We start from the raw sequence: 16,415 nt of genomic DNA on the forward strand, positions 1-16,415 counted from the left end.
CTGTGCGCATTGTACGTTTTTTTTGCAAAAATCGCCAGTTTTGCCGCTCTATAGTGTTGATTTATGGTTAAATATTATATCGCGTCTTCTTTTATTCTAGGCAATAGCCATGACAACCCATTTGACAACTGTAAAACCGACACCTGACTTAGCATTCATGTCACAGCATTTGTTCACCGCTATTTTATGGATCAATGATGATTTATCGATCACTTGGCTAAATGCCCAAGCCGAACAACTACTCGCTATTAGTAGTGGACGCTTACTGGGTCAGTCTATATTGACCCTGCTTGCATCAGAAGCATTGAAATCAGCCGATAGCAACCATGACAGTGATAACCATGACAACAATATAACTGTCGATAAAAGTAGTGGTGAAGATACCCATGAACAACTGTGCTCTTTGAAAGAAAGATTTCAGCAAGCAAAGCAGTATCAACAACCCTTTATCGATCATGATCACCTTATCAGTACACCGCTAAATGGTAATTTGTCATTCTCAGTTGATTATAGCGTGACCCCTGTCATTTATGAGCAGCAACCTTATTTTATTATTGAGATGTGGGGTAAGGATCGCCAAAGTCGTATATCAGAGGAACAACGCCAGCAGCAACAATATAATGTTGCCCGTCATATGCTGCGCTCGGTCGCTCATGAAATCAAAAATCCGCTTGCCGGTATTCGCGGGGCGGCGCAATTATTACAGCGGCAATTCATCAAATTCAGTGACACCTCGCCTCTTAATAGTGCCTCTCCTGCTATTCTTGGCACAAACCCTATGGTAAACCCGAATAGCCATCTGCAAAAAACGGCTGAAAAACTGCGTAATTATACTGATATCATCATCTCAGAAACGGACCGTCTAACCCACCTTATTGGGAAATTCCTTGGCTCCAATCAATTACCAAATTGGCAAACGCTAAATATCCATGAGCCACTGGAGCATGTTTTATCTTTGGTCGTCAATCAATATCCGCAAGTGACGCTACAGCGCGATTATGATTTGTCATTGCCTGAGTTATGCGCTGATAAAGATCAGCTGATACAGGTGTTTTTAAATCTGATTAATAATGCCTGTGAATCGATGACTGAGTTTGAGCAAACGCTGCAGCAAAGAGAGTTGTCAGAGCCTAAGCTGCAACAACCTGTCACTTCACAAATGAGCAATCACGACAGCGCCAGTTACAAGCCAACGCTACACATTCAAACCCGCATTGCCTTTCAACATACCATTGCTGGGCAACAGCATAAGCAAGTGCTACAAATCAACATTGCCGATAACGGTTCAGGCATTGATTCTGCATTGATCGGACAGATATTTTTCCCAATGGTGACCAGCCGTGCCGCAGGGACAGGGCTAGAATTGTCTATCGTGCAAGATATCATCAGTCATCACCATGGTATGATTGACGTGAGCTCCCAACAATCAAAAAGCCTTAACGACAGTGTCAAAAATAATCATAACCATCAACACACCAGTTTTACGCTGTACTTGCCTTTCAATCAGCCAGCGCACCATGCTTAAAACAGCCAGCACCCAAGGCTTAGAAACCATGACCTAACCTATGAAACAATCACCCTGAATCACTTGCTTATTAGGCCTGATAAATGACTGCATATAATGACCACGCCACATCTAACAGCGACAATCAAGGCTCTGCCCAAACATCAGACAATCAAGAATCTAGTAACCGAGAGTCTGATAATCAAGAAACTGATAATCAAGAAACTGATAATCAAGCTACAAAAGTAACGGTCAATAATGCGCCTGATGCTAACCCTGCAATGTTATGGCTCATCGATGACGATGCAGCCCTGCGTTTGGTATTGGCAGATACTTTTGAAGACGCAGGATTGACGGTTATCAGCTTTACTCAAGCACAAGCGGCGTGGACACGCCTCAACGATATTTTGCAACAGCAGGAATCAGCCGCTCAGTTGCCCGATGTGATATTGACTGATATTCGTATGCCCATGATGGACGGGTTGTCTTTTAGTGATTGGGTACATGAGCATTTCCCTAAGCTGCCTATTGTCATTATGACGGCGCATTCCGACCTCACCTCTGCTATTAATAGCTATCAAACAGGTGCTTTTGAATATCTGCCAAAACCTTTTGACTTAGATGATGCAGTCGTCACGATTTATAAAGCCATTAATTATCAACCCAATATGCTGGCAGCGGCGGTAGCAAACTCAACAGCTACACCTACTCCGAAGACAATTACCAAAAATTCATCAAATACTTTACCCAATATGCAAGTAAAACCTGATACCAAGCCCAAGCTTGCTAGCAAGGCTATTCTGGGCAGCAAAACCAATAAAACATCCAGCCCTAAAATCAAAGTTAAACCTGCCATCAGCGCTAATGACAATCCGAGCGGCATCATTGGGCAATCACAAGCGATGCAGACGGTGTTTCGTGCCATTGGCAGACTGGCACACTCACCCATTACTGTCTTGATTACTGGTGAATCAGGCACGGGTAAAGAATTGGTCGCCAGTGCGTTGCACCAGCATTCACCGCGTCACCAGCAGCCTTTTATTGCCCTAAATATGGCCGCCATTCCACATGATTTGATTGAATCTGAATTATTCGGTCACGAAAAAGGGGCGTTTACTGGTGCGACGACGACGCGACAAGGGCGTTTTGAGCAAGCGGATGGTGGAACATTGTTTCTAGATGAAATTGGCGATATGCCTTATAGCACCCAAACTCGACTACTACGAGTACTGGCCAATGGTGAGTTTTTTCGCGTCGGTGGACAGCAGCCGGTCAAAGTGAATGTACGCATCATTGCCGCTACTCATCAAAACTTAGAAGAACTGGTCAAACAAGGCAAATTCCGTGAAGATCTATTTTATCGCCTTAACGTTATTCGCTTGCCCCTGCCACCATTACGGACACGACCTGAAGACATTCCAGCATTAGCCCATTACTTTATGCAGCGGGCTGCTGAACAGATGAACAGTGCAGAGAAACAGTTACATCCGACAGCACTACATATCATGCAGGCTTTTGAATGGCGCGGCAATGTCCGCCAACTTGAGAACGTCTGCCTTTGGTTGACCGTGATGGCCACAGGCGACACCGTGATGGTGGATGATTTGCCACCAGAGCTACTTGAAAATATCTCGTCTGATTTAGAAGAATATCAAGAGCAAAATCAGCCTTCACAAGCCATGACTCACAATGAAAAAATACGCCCTCATTCCCACAGTTCAAGTTGGCAACAAGCATTGGCTGCTTGGGCTGAGCAATCGCTACAAACAGGAGAAATCGATATTTTGCAGACGGCAACCCCTGAGTTTGAACGTGTTTTATTGACGGCGGCGCTCAACCATAGTGGTGGCAAAAAGATCGCTGCTGCCAATTTACTCGGTTGGGGGCGCAATACCCTGACACGTAAATTACAGCAATTAGATATTTCTTCAGCAGAAGGACAAAACAATCGTTATTAAAGGCGCAAATCCATAAGAATAAACATCATTAATATCAATAACTTATAAATATAAGTGAAAATAAATGATAAATATTTAAAAATAATTGCAAATAGGGGTTGCCAAACGTTTCAAACTCTATCAATATTAGCTAAACTCAAACACAATATAGACAGTTAACTGTCTATATTGTGTTTGAGTTTAAACGCTAATAATGATAGAGTAACGGAAAATGGGGCTGTGGCGGAATTGGTAGACGCACCAGATTTAGGTTCTGGCGCCGCAAGGTGTGAGAGTTCGAGTCTCTCCAGCCCCACCATTTTCGGATAGTAAATCTTAGACCAAATATCAAAGCCTGCTTTCTAGCAGGTTTTTTTGTGTCTGTTCTTTTTGTATTTAGAGTGTGTTGGATTTATATTTTCCGATTTATTTTCGTAGAGCCATTACCTGGCAATATTTTCTAAATCTAAAAGTATCTGCTTCATACTCTGATACCTTCTCTCCACCCGCTTTGCCAATGCATTATTAATGATACTTTGATAGTGACTATATTTTAATGGCAAGGTTGGAATAGGTTGTTGGCAATGCTGAATCGCCCATGCTTTTAATTTATCATCGCTGTTAGCACTTATCTGAAACGGTCGCTTGCCTGTTAGTATTTCAGCCATCATGATGCCAAACGCATAGATATCACTTTGCACTGTCGCACTCTGACTTTGCCAGCGTTCAGGGGCAAGATACGCAGGTGTACCAGCAGGGCTTGCCAAAGTTGGGGCATTAAGACATTCTGCTAAGGCAAAATCGGTTAACAATAAATCAGCCTTGATACAGCTATCATCCGCATGATTTAGCAAAAAATCATCTAGCAAAATATTGCTAGGCTTAATATCATTGTGTAGCCAGCCAGCGCTATGTAGAGTGGCGATAAGGTGCGCAGATTGCACCATAAAATGATGCTTTCGTTGAGAATTTAATGACGAATGATTTCGAAAATTAAGCTGAGTTGCTAAGCTACCACTGAGATAATATGGCATGGTAAGTATCGTCAGCTGCGAAAACTGATCTAGTACCTGTACCCTTAGAGTTTCATAAGCGAGCATTGGCGGAGCAATAGCAAAAAGACTGTCTTGAAATCTCTTTTGATTGACTGATAAATTATTGATAGATTTTAGAACACCGATTTCATGGGCTAAGCCAGCCAAATTTTGATTGCTAGCAGCCGTTAACTGCCATTTAATCATCACTCGACCAAACTGTGTATGCTGGGCACGCGTCAAGCCTTGGTAGTCATTCTCGTTATTATTATGGTTACTTTGCTGGCTGATACGCTGATGCGATACCTCGCTATAATTCAAGCTTGAGAATAACGCAGTCAATGTTGGCAACATTTGCTGCGCTTGCGTTTGTAATGCTTGTTTTGCACACGCTTTTATATTGGAGGAATTACTGGCATTATGTTTCATGGTAAAGTGAAGCCTTTATACGTCTAGTATGCCACACGTTATTTTAATTTTTATGAGCGACTGAGTATTATGCCCCAATCCACTAAGCCTGTTACGAATTACGCCCTACCTGACCATTTATTAGATTTACTCGGACAGTATCTACAAGAGCAAGTCACGCCCACTATCGAGATTGACCCTGCACAGCTCGCCTATCGCTGGGTCGGTGGTCATAATGGACATTTGGAGCCATTGGCAGTGAACTTATTTTTGAGTTTAGACGACTTGCACGGTATCGATACCCAAAAGGCAAAACTGGTACAAAACACACGGCAATTTCTAAAGGGCTATCCTGCCAATCATGTCTTGATGACAGGGACACGTGGTGCTGGCAAATCATCGCTGATTCGGGCATTGCTACAAGCCTATCATAGTGAGGGACTGCGCATTATTGAAATTGCCCGTGATGACCTGCGCGTGCTTGATAAGATACGCGCCGCCATTAATGCACTGCCGACCGAGTGTGGTTGTCACTATGTGGTGTACTGTGATGACTTGGCGTTTAACGGTCAAGATGAAAGTTATCGGACGTTAAAAAGCGTATTGGACGGCTCGCTAGACTCAGAGCAAGACAAGTTATTGGTTTATGCGACCAGTAATCGCCGTCATCTATTGCCTCAGCTAATGAAAGACAATGTCAATATTTATAATGGTCAAACCGATGAGGTCAATCCTTATGAAACCATTGATGAGACGGTATCGCTGTCTGATCGCTTTGGGCTTTGGTTGTCCTTTCATCCAATGGATCAAAATACCTATTTACACATCGTGCGCCATTATTTATCACTTTCGCCAAACCGCCATCTAGATAATGCAAATGACGTTGAAGAAAGTAATAACGAAGAAAAAAATAAGACGCTATCTGATAACATCAGAGCAGCAGCGTTGCGCTGGGCATCAGAGCGCGGTGGACGTTCAGGACGAGTGGCGTATCAGTTTAGCCGCTACTGGATAGGACAGACACGATTAGCAGCTGAAGACAATCCATCGTAAAGCTTCATTAAAAGTTATGTTTATGATGACGCTCAGTGCTTAACGACCGCGTGCAGAACCCAAATATTGTACGCGGTTATTTTCGTTAATACCTGCCAAATCAACGGCACCATCGACCATATATTGGTCAAAATCTGCGGCTAACCAAAGATTACCTTGATAGACACTTTCGGCATCTAAGCGAATATGCGCCATGTTGGGCGTGCTGCTGCTTGGATTATCAAAGCTTTGATAACGAGCGCTGAAGTGAGTCAAAATTAGATTATTTACGCCACTATTTTCTACAAAACCCGCCACCAGTTGCGCACTACTATGCATTGGATCAAACTCTGGATTTTTGGCTTGAATCTTAGTCAATACCTCATGCGTATATGTCGCTTCATGCACCAATAAATCCGTATCAACCAACGCCGCAGTGAGACACGCTGGCGTATCGTTATCACCAGCCACCACTACTCGCGTTCGTGATAGTTCATCATTGACATAATCACCTGCACATAATTGCTGACCATCTCCAGTGATGACATCGTGACCTTGTTGCAATTTACCCCATAGCGCGCTTGCAGGAATACCTTGCGCTAGCAGTTTGTCCGTATCAAGCGTGCGATGATGGATGGTTTGCGTGATACCAAATGCATGAGAAGCAACCCGATGGGCTAGCGGCGTGATATCAATATCAAGCTGCTGCTGGTCGCTTAATCGGATATTCACCTTGTTTGTATCACCTTGCTCAGATAACACCTCTTCAATCGCTATAAAATTAAGAGCAGAGGGTAAATAAAATTCCGTGGTTAAGGTAATGGCTTCAAGCAATGTCGCGACTGCTTTTGGGGCAATCAGGGTCAACGCCTCGCGGCGTCCTGACATCGCGGCACTCGCCAACAGTCCTGGCAGACCATAACAATGATCGCCATGCACATGGGTAATATAAATCGCTTGGAGCTGATGCAAAGACAGTTTGGTATGCAATAGCTGCTGCTGCGTGCCTTCACCGCAATCTATCAGTAGCCATGGACGCGATTTTTTATTTTGATTGGTATTCTGTTGACGACTGCCTTGCTGTGACCCAGACAAATAAGGATTCAAGCATTCAATCGCCAGTGCGGTCACATTACGCTGCATGGTTGGCACACCGGCAGAGGTACCCAAAAAAGTCAGCTTCAACATAGATTACCTCTCTTACACATGATACTTATCTGCTATGACAATTGGCACATCATGGTTTTTTTCGCTGCAACCATCTGCCCACCATTGGCCGTACATTCACTGACCATATTGGACTCATAAGATTTCCAGCCGCCATAAAAGCTGGCAATACATAGAATCACTACGAGCAATTTTTGTGACCATGCTTTAATGGATACCTGCTGATGGTTCACATTGTCAGCGGTAGTATCAAGCGCGGGCTTAGCAGCAATGCCAGTATCGATATCAGTATGCTTGTTATGCGATTTATTTAAGTCTGTCATTTCTTATCCTAAAAAAGGTTTTGTCTATGAATAAACAAAACCCTTCATTTTAATATCAAATCAGTCATTTATGAACGATTAAATGCGCCGCTTTTAGAACTGCAAACGACCACCCTTTTCTTCTGCACGCTTAAAGGCATCGCGCTCTTCACAACGTTTTAGCCAAATTAAGATATTGGCGTATTTACTGCTATCTAATCCTGTACCAGCATTGGCACCTACAACCGCAAGATGCATTTGGATATCAGCGGCACTAAATTCAGCCCCTGCAAACCAATGATTGTCTTGCAAATGCTGCTCCATCATCGCCAATATAGCATCTAGACTTTTGCTTATCATATTTTTTTCGACTTGGTTGCGGATGCTTTTGCTCACAGGCTTGATGAGCATGGGCGACTGCTCAACCACTTTGGTAAATACCAAACGCATGACCAATGGCGGCATCACGGATGCTTCAGCGAAATGCAACCAAAACGTGTAAGCCTCCCACGCCGCTTCATTATCATCCACAGGCTTGAACTGTTTCTCGCTATCATAATGCTTCAACAAGTATTCGATTATAAACCCTGATTCGATGAGCACACGGTCATTTACTTCTAACATGGGTGCATGACCGAGCGGATGTATTTTTTTTAAACTGTCAGGCGCACGGTATGCTTTATTGCGCTCATAGCAAGTCAATTGATAATCGACGCCAAGCTCTTCTAACAGCCAAATAATACGAAATGAGCGCGAATTTGCTAAATGATGAAGGTGTAACATAAACCATCCTAGTTATAATGTGAATAAGTTATCGTGTGAATAAGTCATAATATGTATAGTTGGTGCCACGCATTCCATTAATAAACGTTGTTAAGCGTGGCAGCAATGCTATCGATAATAGCGTAATTAATGCCTCTTTAACACAGAAACTGTGTAGAGTAATGACGAAAAATCCTGCCCGCTAAGTCAAGTCTATATCGACTTGCTGGCAGGTGCTACTTTGAATGCAGCTCTTCAATTTTGCGTGTCATCTTATGGATTTTTTGCTGATACTTTCTAATTTTACGGAAACGATGCGCAGTTAACACACCTTTAATACGGCGGTTTTTCAGACGGCGACGTGGCGGGAAGCTACCCACTTGTGGCTCATTATAACCATGCAAACGGTCATCACGCTTACGTGCCAAGTAACCAAGCGCACTATCCACAATCATCATCATCAACGCGACAAAAATCATGCCGTACATAAATAAAGAGCCGCCCTCATCGATACTTTGATGCAAAATCGTGATGGAAAATACAAATAAAAATATCGGCTCAAGGTAGCATAAGGTGCCAAATAATGAGACAGGCAGCTTTTGACTGGCAACCATGGTCAATGACATCGCAGCCGTACTGATAATGCCTAATAGTGGCAACAGATACCAAAACTTATCGGTAGATATCGCCAGCGCAAACCCGCCATTGAGATATAAAGCAATCAACACCACTGGCGTCAATAACACAAGGTCAGAGATAAGCCCTGTAATCGGCGGCACTGCCAATTTACGACGCAGTAGATAATAAGGCGGATAACCCAAGCAAACAAATAAAGTCGCCCAAGAAATACTGCCGTACTGAAAGACATCATAGGCAATACCTGCGCCTGCGCAAATGGTGGCAATCCATTGTAACAAGCTCATGTCTTCGTTATAAAAAAACCGACCAACCATAATCATAATCATTGGATATAAAAAGTAACCCAATGTCACCTCAAGCCCTAAATCATTGACAGGTGCCCACATAAATATCCAGATTTGCGCGCCCAATATTGGTGTGGGTATGATAAATAAAAACCATTCTTTTAGCGTCTTTAGGGTTTTTAAATAATCAAAAATATGCTGCCACTGCTTCAGCACACTAATCAGCAGCACCAGACTCAATAGCATCATCAATACGCGCCAAGAAGCGACTTGCGTGCCTGACAACGGCTGCATCAATAGACCAAATAAGAATAGCAATGAATATAAAAAATTTGCTGCCACTGCAGCGATGGTACCCTGCGACGTTTGATTCGTGGTGAGCATAACGACAACCTTGAAAAATGAGCGCACGTCCTTGGCAATTTTAGAAAAAAAAACAAAAGCCTCCGACGCGGACGTCGAAGGCTTTTTGATCTATAAACTCTGTTATCTACAACATTATCATATAAGATTGAGATAAATACTTGGAATATATCGTGTTTATCTTATGGTTAGTATTATGTCAAAGTCAGAATAGATAAGCAATACACCTGCTTCACTAAAGCGTGCGCCTATTCATTCAGCATCTTACTTTGCACTCAACTGCTCGATTTTTTGCTGTATTCTATCCATCTTTTTTTGATAGCGCCGAATCTTACGAAAACGATGCGCGGTTAAAACCCCATCAATACGCTGATCTATGAAACGACGACGCGGCGGAAACCCACCCACTTGTGGCTCTCGATAGCCATGCAAATGATTGTCACGGCGGCGCTTAAGATAACCTTTTATACTATCAGCAATCATCACCAGTAATGCCAAATTTACCATACCATACATGAATAAAGAACCGCCCTCATCGAGGCTTTGACTTAGAACAGTGATGGATAAAACAAACAGCAGCATAGGCTCGACATAGCTTAACGCCCCAAATAATGACACGGGTAATTTGCTACTGGCAATCATGGTTAAGGACATCGCCAGTGCACTAAAGGCTCCTAGCAGTGGTAATAAATACCAAAACTTGATGTCCTGTGCCGCCGTATTAAAGCCGCCGCTAAAATACAACATAATGAGCACCACTGGCGTTAACAAAGCCAAGTCAGACAACAGCCCTGTGATAGGCGGCACAGCCAGTTTACGCCGCAATAGATAATAGGGTGGATAGCCCAAGCACACAAACAACGTTACCCAAGATACTGAGCCATATTGAAAGATATCATAGCCAATACCTAAGGCTGCACATAGCGCGGCCACCCACTGCAACGCACTCATATGCTCGTGATAAAAAAATCGACCAAGTACAATCATCACCAGCGGTAATAAAAAATAGCCCAAGGTGACATCCAGACCAAAGCCATTGACCGGTGCCCACATAAATAGCCAAATTTGACCACCCAAAATCGGTGTGGGCAAAATAAATATCAGCCACTCTTTCGGAGTTTTTAAGGTTTTCAAATAATCAAAAACATGTTGCCATTGCTTGGTAAAACTGACCAACAATAGCAAACTTAGCAGCATCATGAGCACGCGCCATGAGGCTACCTGTGTACCTGTCAAAGGCAGCATAAATAGCCCAAACACAAACATCATCGAAAATAAAAAGCTCGATGATATCGAAGCAAGGGTTCCTTGAAAAGTTTGATTGGTCGAGAGCATAACGACAGCCTTAAAAATAGAACTTTATGGGCATTATTTATAAAAAATTAGAGCAGCGGAAACTTAAAGGCAGACTCTAACAATAGATGGCGTACAGAAAAAAATAAAAGCCTCCGACGATAACGTCAGAGGCTTTTTATAGAACAATCATATAAGACTAGATCAAAAAGCTAACTACTGAGACATTTATTCGTCGTCTGCGTTTTCACCGTCTGTACTATCAACATCTAATTCATTGTCAGTAGCAATATCCATAACGTCATTCGTTGCTGTGTTGCCAGTCGCCGCATCAATATCTATCTGCTCTTGACCTGCCACATCAAATGTACCGTCTTCTCTCATGGCATCAACCAGCTCATCGTCACCTTCTTCATGCTCAACACGCGCCATAGCGACCAGCTTCTCGTCTTTTGATAGACGAATCAGCGTCACACCTTGCGTATTACGACCAGAGCTAGCGACATGCTCAACGGGCGTACGAACCAACGTACCTTTGTCAGAGATTAAAATAATATCGTCTGTAGAGTCAACCTTAGTGGCTCTTACTAGCGCACCGTTACGCTCACTGGTTTTGATAGCAATTACACCGCCGCCGCCACGATTTTGGGTATTGAACTCATCGATAAAGGTACGTTTACCAAAGCCGTTTTCACAAGCAATAAGGATTTCGCGTACATCATCTTCGATCACAACCAATGATTTTATCGACTCATTAGCCGCCAAACGCATACCACGGACACCTTTAGCCGTACGACCCATCACACGAGCATCATTTTCATCAAAACGAATGGCTTTACCACTGGATGCAAACAACATCACTTCTTGGCTACCATTAGTGATACGAGCACTGACCAGCTTATCGCCCTCTTCTAGTCCAACCGCAATCAAGCCGTTCGAGCGAATATTGGCAAACTGCTTAAGCTCTACCCGCTTCACCGTACCATTGGCGGTTGCAAAGAACACAAAAGGTGGCTCTGCTTGCGTGCTAACGTCTAATGAATCATCATCCCCATCTATTAGATCATCTGTTAATGCGTCACCTTTTACCGATAGCTCTTCCACTATTTTTGGAATCGGTAGTATCGTAGTGACGGTTTCATCAGGATTTAAGCCAATTAAATTCACTAATGGACGACCGCGAGCACCGCGACTGGCAATCGGTACTTCAAAACCACGTAAGCTAAAGACACGACCGCTATCCGTGAAGCACAATACGGTAGCATGCGTTGAGGTCACAACCAAATGATCAATCACATCATCTTCTTTCATTGCGGTTGCAGACTTGCCTTTACCGCCACGTTTTTGTGCGACATAATCATCAATCGGCTGAGTTTTTGCATAACCAGTACGCGAGACCGTCATGACAACCGTCTGTTCAGGAATCAAATCTTCACGGTTAAAGTCAGTACGTGAGTCAATAATATCGGTACGGCGCTCATCACCAAAGTTATCACGAATCTCAATCATCTCATTGGAGATAATGGTCATTAGCTTATCAAAATCACCAAGAATAGATTCTAAATGAGCGATTTCACGTAGCAAATCCTGATATTCTTCGGTCAATTTGTCTTGCTCAAGACCCGTTAGACGATGCAACTGCATATCCAAAATTGCGTTGACCTGCTCAAGTGATAAGCGATAACGTTCTTCGCCCTCAATCAAGCCAAATGGTGCTTTAGGATCTTCGCCTTCGATATAGTCAGGACGCACAGATTGGCTACCAGCAGCGGTAAGCATCGCCACCACGCTACCTGAACCCCACGTATTATTTAATAGGCTTTCACGTGCCAAACCGCGGTTAGCAGAGGCTTTAATCGTTGCAATAATCTCGTCGATATTGGCTAACGCAACGGTCAAACCTTCGAGTAAATGACCACGTACGCGCGCTTTGTTTAACTCATAAATCGTACGGCGTGTCACCACTTCTTGGCGATGACGTACAAAGGCGGCAATCAGCTGACGCAAAGTTAATAATTTTGGCTGACCATTATCGAGCGCAACCATATTGATACTAAAGCTTGATTCGAGCGGCGTTTGCAAGAACAAGTTATTAACGATAACTTCAGCTGTCTCACCACGGCGCAAATCAATGGCGATACGCATACCATCTTTGTCAGACTCGTCACGAATCTCGCTAATACCTTCAATCTTTTTATCACGTACCAGCTCTGCGATACGCTCAATCATTTTGGCTTTATTAGATTGATAAGGTACTTCGGTAAAGACAATACGCTCACGATCGCGGTTGACACCCGTATCACTCATGGCTTCAATATGATAGCGACCACGGATGTGCAAACGACCTTTACCCGTGCGATAAGCATCTAAAATACCAGCGCGACCATAAATGATACCGCCTGTAGGAAAGTCAGGACCTGAGATGTGTGACATCAACTCTTCAGCTGATACTTGCGGGTTTTCGGCATAAGCCAAACAAGCATTAATCACTTCTGTCAGGTTGTGCGGCGCCATATTAGTCGCCATACCAACAGCAATACCAGTCGCACCATTAATGAGTAAGTTTGGAACACGCGCTGGCATGACGCTAGGCATACGCTCAGAACCATCGTAGTTGTCTTCCCAATCAACCGTGTCTTTGTCTAAATCAGCAAGCATCTGATGCGTCAGCTTGGTCATACGTACTTCGGTATAACGCATCGCTGCCGGAGGATCATCATCGATCGAACCAAAGTTACCTTGACCGTCAACCATCGGATAACGCAAACTAAAATCCTGCGCCATCCGCACAATGGCATCATAGACCGCACTATCGCCATGTGGGTGATATTTACCAATGACATCGCCGACGACACGTGCAGACTTCTTATATGGCTTATTATAGTCGTTAGATAGCACGTGCATGGCGTACATCACACGGCGGTGTACAGGTTTGAACCCATCACGCACATCAGGCAGCGCACGCGAGACAATCACGCTCATCGCATAATCCAGATAGGATTGCTTTAATTCTTCGACGATGCCAATAGGACTGACCGATTCGCTCATATACACTCCTTCACTCACAGTCTTTTTCTACTGCTAACACGCGGGCTTAAAATACTCATGAGCCATATAAAATTGTCGCGGCATAAAGTAAAGATGCAGCGACTATCAAAATATAAACCCTAAAAAAGCACTACTAAGCGTGCAAAACAATAGGAAAATGGTGATACGGTTTTTGTTAAAAGTAACGTTTACTAAAAGTAAGCTATTTTAGCACAAATTTGCTGATTTAGGGGCGTTTGACTGTCATTAAAATCAAGCAAAACAGCTGATTAGCGCGCTTTTTTTATCTTAACAATAAGAGTAAAAATGACTTTAATTACAGTGCATTCTATTTTAAGTTTTTAATCGCTTTTTAATAAAAAAAACTGCATCCAGTGGATACAGTTTTTATTGTTAAAATGATGATTACCGTTCAATTTAGACCATTTTAAGATTGGTTAAAATTTTGCTCAAAGAACTCACGTGTGGCTTGCGTACAAGCTGGACTCACCAAGCCGCCGTGATAGTTGGTATAAAAGGCCAGTAACGGCACGCTACCTTGTGCAGTTGCGTCCGCCTTAACTTTTTCGACACTGTTAGTGAATCTCGTTTGTACGTTGGTCAACACATCAGTGGCATTCCATTTATTCATTGACGCCTGTCCAATCATCGTAAAGGTCGATTGATTTGGACGCTCTGCGGCATTGTCCTTATCAACATCCAATACGGTAATATTCAGCTTGGCAGCAGGATTATTGGCTGAGGCGGCTTGTAAAATATCGACCATAGAGCCTGTGTTGGTATCGAAATATACGGTTGGATCTTGATTACCTCCACAAATGAGCGTCGGCATGGTGGGCACATAGCCGCGTAAGTCATTGTCTTTTAGTGCCTTACGTAAATTATTCTCAGGCGCTGCCGCTGGCATTTTGTTGCCATTTTCTACCATTAACCCATCAGGATGCTTAATGGTATCAGCCACATATGCCGCTCGAAAGTCGGTCTTAATGAGATAGTCGTTCTGATCATAACCGCCTAGCACGGAGAACAGTTTGCCCTGCGATAAGCCTGTAAAGATTGGATCGGTAGGATTTTTTTCAAACAACGCATTGTTAGGCAGTTTGCCCGCAGCGACTAAATCACCAAATGGCGCGTTATTTGGTAGTTGAGCATCGGCATATTTATCCAAGAATATATCTGACTTTTTATCATAAATATTGCCATACTTTTCTTGCAAGCCAATGCCAAGTAACGGCGCAAATCTAGATGCACCAATATTGACGTTGCCTCTAAATATTTCGTCACCAAACGCAGCAAGCGCATAAGGCCCTGATGAAGACGCAATAGCAGTAATTGGTTTTTTCTGTGATTCAAGCAATCTAGCGGTGGCCATAGTGACATAGCCGCCTTGCGAGTAACCGGCGATAAACAACTTGCCTGAATCATCAATATCGACGTAAACGGTATCATTTGCGCGTTTCTTTTGCTCGATGATTGAGCGCGCACTATCCAACGCATCAACCATATCAGTCGACTGCTGCTGTGCAACGAGGTAAGGGTGGTAATCGAGTGTTGAATCATCGTAACCAGCATAGTTAGGTGCGACGACGATATAGCCTTGTGCGGCGAAGTTTGCTGCAATGAGATTGGCTTCGGCTACCGCAGCATTTTTGATATTGCCCACTTGGGCAAAGTCATAAGTCTTGTCGGTCGTAGTGCCATGCGCATATAATAGCACTGGGCGATCACCCTGACATTCAGCAGCATCGCCAGTTGGTAGCATCAACGCTGCCGTGGCATTGGTCTTTTCGCCTGCGGCACCTTTGGTATCGTAAGTGACTTTTTCTATGGTTACGCCGCACTTAGCAGCAGGCGTTGCCGTGCCGCCAAGACCAAAACTGCTGTCGACTTGGCTTGAACTAAAGGTTTTAACAAACTCAGCGGTGGCTTGCGCTGTGACCGACTCAACGACATCAAAGTCATTGTCATCGCCGCAACCGACAAGCAGTAAACTACTGGCGATGGCCACTGATAATAGGCAGCGTGACATTAAAGGTTTATGATTGCTGTCTATAGTTATTGAGTGTCGAGTGGTGATGGTTGACATCGCGGTGTCGCGATCAGATTTTGAGAGAGGCATAAATGCTATCCTTAGCAGTAATAAAATAGAAGTGTGCTGAAAGTTATTGGCAATAGATAAGTTTCGTTTAGTATTTCGTTTGATATACAGTTGGTTGAAGATGAGCGGGTTTAACACAAGTTGGATACAAGTAAAGCAAGTGACAGTACGACAAACCATAAAATAAGCGTGCCCGATACTATATTCAACTTAGTATCGGGTTGAATATAGATTGTTGCTTAAACCTTACTACTTATACCGTAAAAAAAGATGAAAAGCTACAGAAAAACGTGCAACTGTTGACCTCTATCCTTTTAAAACGAGCATTTCTCTTATGACTATCCTAACCTAATAGAGGTTTTATTTAACAGCGTAGATAAACAAATGAAGCGTTAATGAAGCGTTGTAGTCACTGAAAAACAAGATCGATGTATCACATACGGCTGGTATAATTTTTTCTTACTTGCTGTGCCTACGCAGACAAAGGCTACGAAAAACTGACACCAGCCGTAGCGTAGCGCTCTTTAAGGTATTTTGATTATAT

The 16,415-nt window shown here is 43.4% G+C and carries 11 protein-coding genes and 1 tRNA gene; 4 read left to right on the forward strand and 8 right to left on the reverse strand.

Features of this window, described 5'->3' with window-relative positions; translation table 11 throughout:
- Nucleotides 1–109: 109 nt before the first annotated feature.
- From JMV76_RS13955 to JMV76_RS13965, 3 genes are all read left to right on the forward strand, one after another.
- Entirely contained in the window at nt 110–1,525 is a 1,416-nt protein-coding gene (locus JMV76_RS13955; RefSeq protein WP_201503101.1) for a two-component system sensor histidine kinase NtrB, read from the forward strand.
- Nucleotides 1,526–1,785: 260 nt separating this feature from the next.
- On the forward strand, nt 1,786–3,462 hold the full coding sequence (locus tag JMV76_RS13960) for a sigma 54-interacting transcriptional regulator (protein ID WP_227690436.1): 1,677 nt from the start codon (nt 1,786–1,788) through the stop codon (nt 3,460–3,462).
- A 213-nt stretch (nt 3,463–3,675) separates the two neighbouring features.
- Nucleotides 3,676–3,760, forward strand: a tRNA-Leu gene (locus tag JMV76_RS13965).
- 124 nt (nt 3,761–3,884) lie between these two features.
- Here JMV76_RS13965 and JMV76_RS13970 read toward each other — a convergent pair.
- Nucleotides 3,885–4,904, reverse strand: coding sequence for a protein kinase domain-containing protein (locus JMV76_RS13970; RefSeq protein ID WP_201503103.1), 1,020 nt, complete (start codon nt 4,902–4,904; stop codon nt 3,885–3,887).
- A 69-nt stretch (nt 4,905–4,973) separates the two neighbouring features.
- Between JMV76_RS13970 and JMV76_RS13975 the strand changes: the two genes are divergently transcribed.
- Nucleotides 4,974–5,936: an ATP-binding protein gene (locus JMV76_RS13975; protein WP_201503104.1), complete on the forward strand. Its 963-nt coding sequence runs from the start codon at nt 4,974–4,976 to the stop codon at nt 5,934–5,936.
- Nucleotides 5,937–5,975: 39 nt separating this feature from the next.
- Here the strand turns inward: JMV76_RS13975 and JMV76_RS13980 are convergent, their stop codons facing one another.
- The 7 genes from JMV76_RS13980 to JMV76_RS14010 all read right to left on the reverse strand — a co-directional run bounded on the left by JMV76_RS13980 (nt 5,976) and on the right by JMV76_RS14010 (nt 15,892).
- Entirely contained in the window at nt 5,976–7,103 is a 1,128-nt protein-coding gene (locus JMV76_RS13980) for a ribonuclease Z (protein ID WP_201503105.1), read from the reverse strand.
- A gap of 32 nt (nt 7,104–7,135) precedes the next feature.
- Complete coding sequence (locus JMV76_RS13985; RefSeq protein WP_055124456.1) at nt 7,136–7,405, reverse strand: hypothetical protein; 270 nt, start codon at nt 7,403–7,405, stop codon at nt 7,136–7,138.
- 93 nt (nt 7,406–7,498) lie between these two features.
- Entirely contained in the window at nt 7,499–8,167 is a 669-nt protein-coding gene (locus JMV76_RS13990) for a glutathione S-transferase (RefSeq protein ID WP_055124457.1), read from the reverse strand.
- Nucleotides 8,168–8,382: 215 nt separating this feature from the next.
- Nucleotides 8,383–9,453: an EamA family transporter RarD gene (rarD, locus tag JMV76_RS13995; protein ID WP_201503106.1), complete on the reverse strand. Its 1,071-nt coding sequence runs from the start codon at nt 9,451–9,453 to the stop codon at nt 8,383–8,385.
- A 243-nt stretch (nt 9,454–9,696) separates the two neighbouring features.
- Nucleotides 9,697–10,767, reverse strand: coding sequence for an EamA family transporter RarD (rarD, locus tag JMV76_RS14000; RefSeq protein ID WP_201503107.1), 1,071 nt, complete (start codon nt 10,765–10,767; stop codon nt 9,697–9,699).
- Nucleotides 10,768–10,953: 186 nt separating this feature from the next.
- The gene (gyrA, locus tag JMV76_RS14005; protein WP_201503108.1) at nt 10,954–13,773 is read right to left on the reverse strand and encodes a DNA gyrase subunit A; all 2,820 of its coding nucleotides are present in this window, start codon (nt 13,771–13,773) and stop codon (nt 10,954–10,956) included.
- 427 nt (nt 13,774–14,200) lie between these two features.
- Nucleotides 14,201–15,892, reverse strand: a complete 1,692-nt coding sequence (locus tag JMV76_RS14010; RefSeq protein WP_201503109.1) for an alpha/beta hydrolase family protein — start codon at nt 15,890–15,892, stop codon at nt 14,201–14,203.
- Between the last annotated feature and the right edge of the window lie 523 nt (nt 15,893–16,415).

The organism is Psychrobacter cibarius (assembly GCF_904845955.1).
Classification (GTDB): domain Bacteria; phylum Pseudomonadota; class Gammaproteobacteria; order Pseudomonadales; family Moraxellaceae; genus Psychrobacter; species Psychrobacter cibarius_B.

What these genes read in the sequence shown, in the direction of transcription:
- JMV76_RS13970 (WP_201503103.1), bottom strand. Translation starts at nt 4,904, where the DNA reads ATGAAACATAATGCCAGTAATTCCTCCAATATAAAAGCGTGTGCAAAA.
- JMV76_RS13975 (WP_201503104.1), top strand. Translation starts at nt 4,974, where the DNA reads ATGCCCCAATCCACTAAGCCTGTTACGAATTACGCCCTACCTGACCAT.
- JMV76_RS13985 (WP_055124456.1), bottom strand. Translation starts at nt 7,405, where the DNA reads ATGACAGACTTAAATAAATCGCATAACAAGCATACTGATATCGATACT.
- JMV76_RS13980 (WP_201503105.1), bottom strand. Translation starts at nt 7,103, where the DNA reads ATGTTGAAGCTGACTTTTTTGGGTACCTCTGCCGGTGTGCCAACCATG.
- JMV76_RS13990 (WP_055124457.1), bottom strand. Translation starts at nt 8,167, where the DNA reads ATGTTACACCTTCATCATTTAGCAAATTCGCGCTCATTTCGTATTATT.
- JMV76_RS14010 (WP_201503109.1), bottom strand. Translation starts at nt 15,892, where the DNA reads ATGCCTCTCTCAAAATCTGATCGCGACACCGCGATGTCAACCATCACC.
- JMV76_RS13960 (WP_227690436.1), top strand. Translation starts at nt 1,786, where the DNA reads ATGTTATGGCTCATCGATGACGATGCAGCCCTGCGTTTGGTATTGGCA.
- rarD (WP_201503107.1), bottom strand. Translation starts at nt 10,767, where the DNA reads ATGCTCTCGACCAATCAAACTTTTCAAGGAACCCTTGCTTCGATATCA.
- JMV76_RS13955 (WP_201503101.1), top strand. Translation starts at nt 110, where the DNA reads ATGACAACCCATTTGACAACTGTAAAACCGACACCTGACTTAGCATTC.
- rarD (WP_201503106.1), bottom strand. Translation starts at nt 9,453, where the DNA reads ATGCTCACCACGAATCAAACGTCGCAGGGTACCATCGCTGCAGTGGCA.
- gyrA (WP_201503108.1), bottom strand. Translation starts at nt 13,773, where the DNA reads ATGAGCGAATCGGTCAGTCCTATTGGCATCGTCGAAGAATTAAAGCAA.